Annotated in this window: 6 protein-coding genes and 1 tRNA gene; 2 read left to right on the top strand and 5 right to left on the bottom strand. The window is 71.2% G+C overall.

Annotation, left to right across the window (positions count from 1 at the left end):
• Positions 1-12 precede the first annotated feature (12 nt).
• Positions 13-1,347 carry a DUF2254 domain-containing protein gene (locus ACFWEP_RS07860; protein ID WP_387367266.1) on the bottom strand — a complete coding sequence of 445 codons (1,335 nt, stop codon included), beginning with the start codon at positions 1,345-1,347 and terminating at the stop codon, positions 13-15.
• A gap of 198 nt (positions 1,348-1,545) precedes the next feature.
• On the opposite strand from ACFWEP_RS07860, the gene ACFWEP_RS07865 reads away from it, so the two are divergent.
• A tRNA-Leu gene (locus ACFWEP_RS07865) sits at positions 1,546-1,633 on the top strand.
• 337 nt (positions 1,634-1,970) lie between these two features.
• On the opposite strand, the gene ACFWEP_RS07870 is transcribed toward ACFWEP_RS07865, so the two are convergent.
• The 4 genes from ACFWEP_RS07870 to ACFWEP_RS07885 form a co-directional block, all read right to left on the bottom strand.
• A complete protein-coding gene (locus tag ACFWEP_RS07870) occupies positions 1,971-4,061 on the bottom strand; it encodes a SpoIIE family protein phosphatase (RefSeq protein WP_387367269.1) in 2,091 nt (696 codons plus the stop codon).
• Positions 4,062-4,267: 206 nt separating this feature from the next.
• Positions 4,268-5,428: an ATP-grasp domain-containing protein gene (locus ACFWEP_RS07875; protein WP_387367272.1), complete on the bottom strand. Its 1,161-nt coding sequence runs from the start codon at positions 5,426-5,428 to the stop codon at positions 4,268-4,270.
• Between the two features lie 247 nt (positions 5,429-5,675).
• Positions 5,676-6,323, bottom strand: a complete 648-nt coding sequence (locus tag ACFWEP_RS07880; RefSeq protein WP_387367275.1) for a YceI family protein — start codon at positions 6,321-6,323, stop codon at positions 5,676-5,678.
• 317 nt (positions 6,324-6,640) lie between these two features.
• Positions 6,641-7,573, bottom strand: coding sequence for a hypothetical protein (locus ACFWEP_RS07885; RefSeq protein ID WP_387367278.1), 933 nt, complete (start codon positions 7,571-7,573; stop codon positions 6,641-6,643).
• A gap of 589 nt (positions 7,574-8,162) precedes the next feature.
• On the opposite strand from ACFWEP_RS07885, the gene ACFWEP_RS07890 reads away from it, so the two are divergent.
• The coding region (locus ACFWEP_RS07890) for a LacI family DNA-binding transcriptional regulator (protein WP_387367281.1) at positions 8,163-9,155 on the top strand (993 nt) is incomplete at its 3' end.

A 9,155-nucleotide genomic window follows, 5' to 3' on the forward strand; every position in this document is an offset into this window, starting at 1 on the left:
GGGACCGGCCGTTCAGCCGATTCCCTTCCGGTCCGGGATCAGCGCGAACGTCCGCTCGGCGTGCTCCAGCGACGTCCGCGCCACCGCCAGGACCAGGAGCGCGCGATGTCTGCGCAGCGCCGCCGTGCGCTTGGCCGGTACGGCCGCCAACAGGTCGTCCAGGCCGGCCAGCAGCCGCCTGGTGACCTGCGGTCCCGCCTCCGGAACGCACCGCCTGACCTCCTCGAACGCCAGATCCACGAGGTCGTCCCAGTCCGGTGTCTCCACCACGAGCCGCACCTCGCCCCGGTGGTCGCGGTGGCGCACCGTACCGAGCGGCCGGTCTGCCAGGGCCGCCAGGAACTGCACGGTCCGATCCAGGCACTGCACCGCGGTGGTCGGGTCGTTCACGGCGGCGGACAGGGCGTGCAGCGCGATGTCCGTGAGCTGCCGCAGGCCGAACGACGCATCGCGGCGCAGCGTGCGCTCGACACCCACGGACACGGCGTCACCGGGTACGGACCCGGGGGCGGTTCCGCCGCCGTGCACCACCAGCAAGGGCATGCCGGGCACCAGGAAGTCCCCCATGCGGGGAAGCAGTCGCAGAACCACCCCGTGCCGCCGTGCCACCCGCACGATCCTCGCCGCGTCCACGTCCCGCAGCACCCCCGCCCGGCCCCCGTACCGCACCCTCCCGGTCTCCGGCGGCAGCGGCGGCGGCGCGCCCGGAGTGCCGGCGGCCTCCTCCCGCTCCTCCTCGCGCGGCTGCCGTTCCAGCGCGCGCAGCGAGTCACGGGCGATCCGGTCGACGACCGGACCCACCTGGAGCAGCCGCAGCGTGGATGACACGTACGTGATGAAGAGCAGGAGGCTCAGGGCGACCATGGCCAGGGTCAGCAGGCTCTGCAGGACCGGAACGGAGGTCAGACGCGGGACCTCCGTCTCGCTCTCGTACGAGGTCAGGACCAGGAGGGAGAACACGAAGGTCGCCAGGAACACCGTCAGGGTGAGCTTGGTGATCCGGCTCCGCACGAAGATCCGGACGATGCGGGGCGTCAGCTGCCCGCTCGCCATCTGCACGGCCACCAGCGAGATGCTGAAGACGACACCGATGAAGGTCATCATCGCGGCGCTGACGGTGGTGACGACCGTACGCGCGTCGTTGGCGAAGGAGGCCAGATCGCCCAGCTCCCGGTAGGCCTTGTCGACCCTCAGATGCGTGACGATCGCCGAATCCAGCGTCGAGACTCCCCACCAGAGGAGGAAAGCGCCCAGGAGCCCCGCGGCCGGAGCGAACCAGAAGGTGTCCCGCAGGTGCTCGCGCAGGTCCGAGAGAGCGAAAGGGTGCAGGTGGTACCGGACGTTCATGACCGCGAAGGTAGCCCGCGCGACCTCGGGTGCGCGTCCGGTGACACACCGTGCGCACGCGTGTCCCGTGGTCCGGAAATCGGCCCCCGCGGCACCCGGCACCGCACTGACCACGGGAAACAGGGGTGATCGGGGGCCCAAACCCCTGGTATTGTTCTCTTTGTCGGAGCGGGGAACACCGCGAACGACAGACACCTTGTCCGGGTGGCGGAATGGCAGACGCGCTAGCTTGAGGTGCTAGTGCCCTTTATCGGGCGTGGGGGTTCAAGTCCCCCCTCGGACACCAGCCAACGATAAGACCCCAGTTCATCTGGGGTCTTATCTGTTTTCCGGATCGGGGCGTGACCCAGGTCGAGCGATTTCTCCCGGCCGGACGAGGGATGACGGGTGGAAGGTCGGGCCCGGGACCGAGAACGACCGGCAGCGCCCCGACTGAAAGGGCTGTCCCGCAGTTCCTGGCGGGTGCGCGACGACGACGGCTACGGCACCTCGCCGCGTTGTCCGAACGTCCCGCTACATCCAGTGTGCGAACGCTCCTCCGCCTTGCGATGCACCGCATCCGACGCCGCGACCTGATCCACCAGGAACTGCGGGACCGCCCTTTCGGTCCCGACCAGAGCCGGTCACAGTTCCGGTACGGCTTCCAGGTCGAACGCCATGTCCGGGGCCGTTGTCCCGGAGGACGGGGCGTCGAGCCGCTGCTCGCACCAGATGGTCTTGTTCCGGCGCCCGTGGCGGACGCCCCAGCGCGTGCTGAGGCGCATCACGATGTAGAGCCCGCGGCCGCCCTCGTCGCTCGCCCGGGCGTGGCGGAGGTGGGGGCTCGCGCTGTTGGCGTCGGTGACCTCGGACAGCAGCCGTCCACGGTCGTGGATGAGGCGCAGCCGGACCGGCCCGGTGCCGTAGAGGATCGCGTTGGTGACCAGCTCGCTGACGACGAGTTCGGCGGAGTGGGCGGCGTCCTCGAGTTTCCAGGCGGCGAGCTGGCGGTCGACGAGCCTGCGGGCGGTTGCCACCACGGAGGCGTCGGCGGGCAGGGTCCAGTCCGCCACCTGGTCCGGCGGGAACGCGCGGGTGCGGGCGAGCAGGAGGACCGCGTCGTCGTCGTGGGACGGCGCCATCCGGTAGACGGCGGTGTCGCACAGTTCGGCAAGGGGCTGGGTGGTGGAAGCGAGCATGTCCGCGAGCCTGCACGCGGCCTCGGCGCGGTCATGGCCGCCTACGTCGAGAAGACCGTTGGTGAAGTGGGCGATCAGGCTGCCCGGGAGAAGCTCGGTCTCGGCGGCGAAGTAGGCGCGTCCGCCGCCCGCTCCCAGCGGCGGACCCGCGGGGACGTCGACCGTGCGGCGGGTACCGTCCGGGTCGATGACCAGCGGTGCCGGATGTCCGGCGCGGATCATGGTGCAGCGCCTGGAGACCGGGTCGTAGACGGTGATCGCGCAGGTGGCGACCGCGGTGCTTCCGCTCGATGCGGCGCTGCCCGGGAGCTGGGCGCAGACCTCGTCCAGATGGGTGAGCACTTCGTCCGGCTCCAGGTCCTGGAGGGCGAGAGTGCGCACAGCGATTCTCAGCTGGCCCATGGTCGCGGCCGCCTCGATGCCGTGTCCGGTGACGTCGCCGACGATCAGGGCGACTCGGGTGCCCGACAGGGGAATGACGTCGAACCAGTCGCCCCCGGCGGTCTCGGGCAGGTACACGTGGGCGGTCTCCACGGCGGTGAGTGCGGGGACCGCGTCCGGCTGGAGCCTGCGGTGGAGCGCCGTCGCGATCGTGCTTTCGCGGTGGTACCTGTACGCGTTGTCCAGGTGCGCGGAGGCGGCTGAGGCCGCCTGGCGCGCCACGTCCAGGTCCGCTTCCTCGAAGGGGTCCGACCGGTGCCGGTAGAGGGTCAGCAGCCCCAGGACGGTCTCCCGGACCACGAGCGGGGCGACGATCATGGAGTGCACGCCCGCTTCGACCAGGGGAGCGAGGCCCTCGGGGGAGGCCGACAGCCACGAGGAGTCGCGCGAGACGGGAACCAGACGCGCCCGCGCGTCGCCCAGGGCCTGCGCGTACGGGGTGGCGAAGGGGAACGGGCGGCTCTCGCCGTCCTTCCTGCTCCTGGTGGTGTCCGCCGGCGCGAAGGACGCACGGCGCAGCGGGGCGTCCCGCGGCGGGACGTCGGCGAGCCCCGTGCCCGGGTCGCCTGCCTCGTCCAGCAGGTCGACGCTCGCGGCGTCGGCGAACGCGGGCACGAGGGCCCCCACGAGTCCGTCGGCGATGGGCCGTGCCTCCAGCGCCGGGCCGAGAGCAGCGTGCAGGCCGCTGAGGACGGCCAGCCTGTCCGCCGCCGCCTGGTACTCGGTCACGTCCTCGACCACGCCCACCACACGTCTCGGTTCACCGGCCGGTCCGTCGAGGGGGAACAGGGAGACCTGGAAGGTCTGGTTGCTGTAGGGGGCGGACGGCACCCGTCCCCGTACCAGGCGCCGCCGCAGGGGTTCGCCGGTCGTGAGTACCTCGTCGATCAGGGCAGCCGTGGCGTCGGCGTCGAATCCGGGGGCGAAGTCGTGCACCCGGTGGCCGATCACATCCTCGGCGGGGAGATCCCGTACCCCCAGGCCGGAGGGGTTGTACCGCATGACCGTGTGGTCGCTGTCGAAGACGAACAAGCCCTGCGGCGAGTCCGCGAACAGCGCGTTCAGCACCGTGGTGTCGTCGAGGGAAGCATTCACTTGCCGCAGGCTCCCTCCGTGGGCCGTCCCTCTCACCATCCCGCATCGGCCGGAGGCGGCAACCCGGGCTGTCCGTGCTCCGGCGCGGCGGGACTACCGCCCGCCGTCCCGGGCGCGGAGACAGCCGCTCGGCCCCCGGCGGGCGCGGCACGCTGAGCGCGCCCGCGGGTGGGACCACCAGCGGCCGCTTGCCCGCCTGCGACCGGTCAGGGCAGTTCGGCCGCCCGTGGTGCGCTTCCCACCGGCAGGACGGACTCCAGGCCTGCTACGGGGACGGGAGCAGGGCCGGGGCCGGCGGTGAGGAGAGGTGGGAGCGGGGTCGACTGCGTCCGCTGCTGCGGGAGGGTCGGGCGCAGTGCGCGCGGCCCCGGGACCACCGCGTAGTCGGAGCCCAGGAAGTCGGGGGTCAGCTCGCCGGGATCGTCGCCGAGTGCGAGGCGCACGGCCGCCCACGGCACGTTGAGGCCGCACTCGGAGAGCTGGTGCAGGCCACCGGCGGGGCGGGTGTTGACGTCCATGAGGACGGGCTCGCCCGCGTGCATGCGGAACTGGATGTTCGTCAGCCAGTGCAGGCCGAAGGACCGGGCGATCAGGCGGGCCGGCTCGATCCACGCGGGGTCGAGCGTGAAGCCGCGCCGACGGCCGTTCTTCGTCCGGCCCACCGCCAACCGGACCGCTCCGTCGGGGCCGGTGAGGCAGTCGACGGAGACCTCCGGCTCCTCCAGGCGCGGCATCACGAGCCAGTCGACGGACCGCTCGGTGCGCCGCAGTGCCCTCGTCACCAGCTCCAACGGCACGTACGGGCTCGGGAATCCGGTCAGGTGCAGCATGGAGAACGGCGCCCGGGTGATGATGCGGAAGCCGACGCCGCCCTCGCCACCGGTCGGCTTGAAGCACGCCTTGCCGCCCTGCGCCTCGATGGCGTCCACCGCCGCGAGCAGCTGCGCCTCGTCGCGAACCCGCCACCAGGGCGGCACCGCGACGCCGACCCGCCGCACGGTCTCGTAGGCCAGTGCCTTGTTCGCGAAGAGGCCTATCGCCTCGGCGGGCGGGGCGAGCAGCGCCGTCCCGAGGGCCGCGAAGTCCTCGCGGTGCGCGGCCAGAGCCGCCTGGTGGAGGACGGGTACGAACACGTCCGTGCCGCGCCGCGCGCACTGGTCGAGTGCGTACTCGACGTACCCGGCGGGCGACAGGTTCTCCGGCTCCGGCGCGCAGGTGTCGGCAGCCGCGAGTACCGGGGAGTCAGGGTCGGCGTGCGTGGCGTGGATCTCGACAGGACGGCCGTGCGGATTGTGCCGCAGCTGATCCATGAAGAACACGTTCTCCGCGTACGTGCGGTTGAGCCAGACGCGTACGGGAGAGACCATGCAGGCCGCCTTCCGGGGGTGCGGACACGGCGGGGCGGGGCCGGGTCCGGTCGGTGAGAGGGGGAGGGGACGCCGACCACCTGCGACGCGGAGAACCGCAGGTGGGAGAGCGTTGGGGTGATCCTAGGGGGCAGGACGGCCCGCATTGCTACGTGCGTGTTACGGATTCGGCCGCGACCGCACGCGCGTGACGCTTCCCTCGTGCCGTCTCTCCGCAAGCCTCCTCGCGGCGTTCTTCCCGCTTCTCCTACGCGACCGGCTTCCGGATCGCGGCGATGTCGAACTGGAGGCGGAGCTTCTCGCTGACCATGGCTCCGCCTTCAGCGAGGCGGGCGTTGTAGGTGAGGCCCCAGTCGGTGCGGTTGATGGTGGTGGTGCCGTCGAAGCCGACCCGTTCGTCGCCGAAGGCGTCCGTGACGAAGCCGATGTAGGTGAGGTCCAGGTCGACCGGGTTGGTGGTGCCCCGGATCGTGAGGTCTCCCGTCATGCGGAAGAGGTCCTGGGTGACGAGGCTCACCGCTGAACTGGTGAAGACCATCCGGGGGTGCTTCCGGGCGTCCAGGAACTCCCGCCCGACGAGGTGCGCGTCGCGCTGTTCCACGCCGGTGTCGACGCTGGCGGTGGCGATGGCGATCTCGGCCCGGGAGCGGGAGGGGGTGCTGCCGTCGAAGTAGAGGAGGCTCTCGTACTCGGCGAAGGAACCCCGCACCGTCGTCACCATGGCGTGCCGCACGGAGAATCCGATCCTGCTGTGCGCCGGATCGATCATCCATTCTCCGGTGAGTCCCTTCAGCGCGGGATGGGGAAGCACGGCGGCAGGCGCGACCGTCGTGTCCGTGTCCGTGCCCGTGTCAGCTGTGCGTCGGGGCGTTGAGCTGCGGCTGAAGATGTTCATGAGGTACTTAGTTACTGTGAGAAAACGATCAAGGTAAGAGAGCGTCGACGAATCCGAACATGTGCATGTGAACCTTCACAAAGGTGGAGCCCTCGTGGGTGCGCGGCGTAGCGCCCGGGTGAGCGGCCCTCCGGCACGACCGCGCTGGGGGCGGTGACCGACCGGGCGGTCGGCGTACGACTGCTCCGCGGTCCGTCTGCGACTTCGTCCGTGGGCCGCGGGGAGCCGCGTACGGCGCGTCGGACTTCCGGTGGGCGCCGCGCAAGAGGCCCGGTGGGAACCCGAGTGGGTCCGGGACCGGCCGCGGGGGAGCGCCGTCACCCGGTCGTGCTGCCGGGGTGTCCGGAGGAGGGCAGCCGCCAGTCGAACGGGAAGAAGTCCGACGCCCAGGAGGCGTCCGCGGCAGTCAGTGCGGCCACGTTCTCCGGTGTGCGCAACAGGCATCGATTGAACAGCAGTTGACGCCGCTCGGTGGGAGTCAGCAGCGCTTCGGAGGGGTCGGGGTTCGCTCCGCCGTCATCCAGGTCCCTTCGGCCGTCGGCGTTGACCCGTCTGCCCGTCGGCGTCCGGTGGTCCAGGCGGAAGCCGGTGCGCCACTGGGAGTTGCTGCCCCACCCCTGCGACAGGTCGACGGTGGGCCGGTGGCGGCGCAGGAAGGTCCAGTAGAGCGGGGAGCGGTCGGCGACTCCGCGCTCCGCGTGCCGGGAGCCGGCCCGGACGCGTACGCCGGCACGGCTGAACAGCAGTGGCCCCAGCCACAGTCCCGGCCAGACCGTCCCGGTCACGCGGGCGGCCTCCTCCGGATCCTCGGCCTGCTCGACCTCGACGATTTCGTGGAGGAAGGGGTCGAAGGGGCCCGTCGGCCCGAACGGCCGCAGCCCCAGGTCGGTGAACAGGCGGAGGTACTGCTCCAGGCCGAGCGCCGGCCATCCGTCGAGCGAGCGCGACCGGCGGGCCCAGGGCGCCTCGATCCCGGGGGCGGGAGGAGGCTGGTGGGCCAGGAGCAGCGCGTCGCTGACCCGGCTGAGGGCGTACAGCTCCCAGCTCGTCGCCGCGCGAAGATCGGGCGGTCCGTCGAAGTCCTCCCGGCAGAGCGAGTCCGCCGCCTTCGCCAGCCAGGCCGGGTAATCGGCCCCCGCGGCGCGTGCGAGCCACGGCGCCACCACCGCCCCGAAGGTGTTCGTGCCCTTGTGTCCCAGCAGTTCCTGGTAGAGCTCCCTGGCGTCGACCGACGTCGCTTCCTCGTCCATCCGTGCAGCGTAGCGACGCCGCCGAACCGGGATCGAGCGATTTCCCGCTGCGCGGGGACCCTGTGAGGCTGCTGCGGGATACCCGGCAGCCGTCCTTCGAGGGCGAGTCGGGGTTCCGCTCGGGCTGTCGGGGGAACCGGCGGCCGAAGGCGAAGTGAATCGGTCCTCCACCGGTGGCAACCTTTTGGTCCCGTGCGGCGACTACGAGTCCGGAACCCCCCGTCTTCCCGCCGGGAACCGAGGAACGGAACAGCCCATGGCACCGTACGGACGCACGACACCGGAACACTGGTTCCTCGGGGCCGCGGCGGCCGGGTCGGGGTCTGCGACGGTGCGGGTTCCGGGCTTCCCCCAGCCGTCCGGGAGCATCGCGGGACTCCCCGGTCCCTGACTCTCTCCAGCAGCGTCGAAGCGCTTCGACGCCTCTCTGGACAGTTCCTCGGAGTCCGTCTAGGCTCGTTTGAATCTCTGCATGTCAGAGGGGTGTTGGGGGAGGAAATGGCTGCTTCGAAGCGCTTCACCTCCATCCCCTTGCCATCGTTGTTCTGCCGTCCCGTCACCTGTCACAGTCACCCGTAAGGGAGAGCGCATGGTCACCCTGGCCGAGGTCGCCCAGCACGCCGGAGTCTCCGCGAGCACGGTGAGCTACGTCCTCAGCGGGAAGCGGTCCATCTCCGGGCCCACCCGGGAGCGAGTGGAACTGAGCATCCAACAGCTCGGCTACCACCCCAACGCCGGGGCCCGCGCGCTCGCCAGCAGCCGATCCAACATCATCGCTCTGATGGTGCCGTTGCGTACCGACATGTACGTGCCGGTGATGATGGAGATCGCCATCGCGGTGGCCACCACCGCCCGAACGCACGGCTACGACGTACTGCTCCTCACCGGTGAGGAAGGTCCGGCCGCCGTCCGGCGGATCGCCGGGAGTTCGCTGGCCGACGCGTTGATCCTCATGGACGTGGAACTGCACGACGAGCGCCTGCCCGTGCTGCGGGACACCGAACGGGCCGCCGTACTCATCGGGTTGCCCGCCGACGTGACCGGACTGACCTGTGTGGACCTCGACTTCGAGGCGACCGGAGCGCTGTGTCTGGATCACCTGGCCGGACTCGGGCACCGGGAGGTCGCCGTGATCGGCGAGGCGCCCGCGGTCTACGAACGGCACACCGGCTTCGCCGAGCGCACCATTGACGGCATCCGGGCCAAGGCGCGCGACACCGGGGTGACCGTGCTGCACCGGCCCTGCGAGGGCGGTTACGCGGCGATGGCGCAGACCCTGTCCCGGATCTTCGACGAACGGCCGGGCACCACCGGGTTCATCGTCCAGAACGAGTCCGCCGTGGAGCCGCTGCTCAACCTCCTCCAGCAGCAGGGCCGTGCCGTGCCCGAGGACGTCTCGGTGGTCGCGGTCTGCCCCGAACAGGTGGCGGTGCAGGCCTCGGTGCGGCTCACCTCCGTCGCCATTCCCGCTCAGGAGATGGGGCGCCGGGCGGTCGAGCTGGTGGTGGCCAAGCTCACCGGCCGCGGTACGGACGAGGTCGAGCTGATCGCGCCGGAGCTGACGGTACGGGCGAGTACGGGC

It is taken from the genome of Streptomyces sp. NPDC060198, from assembly GCF_042728415.1.
GTDB lineage: Bacteria > Actinomycetota > Actinomycetes > Streptomycetales > Streptomycetaceae > Streptomyces.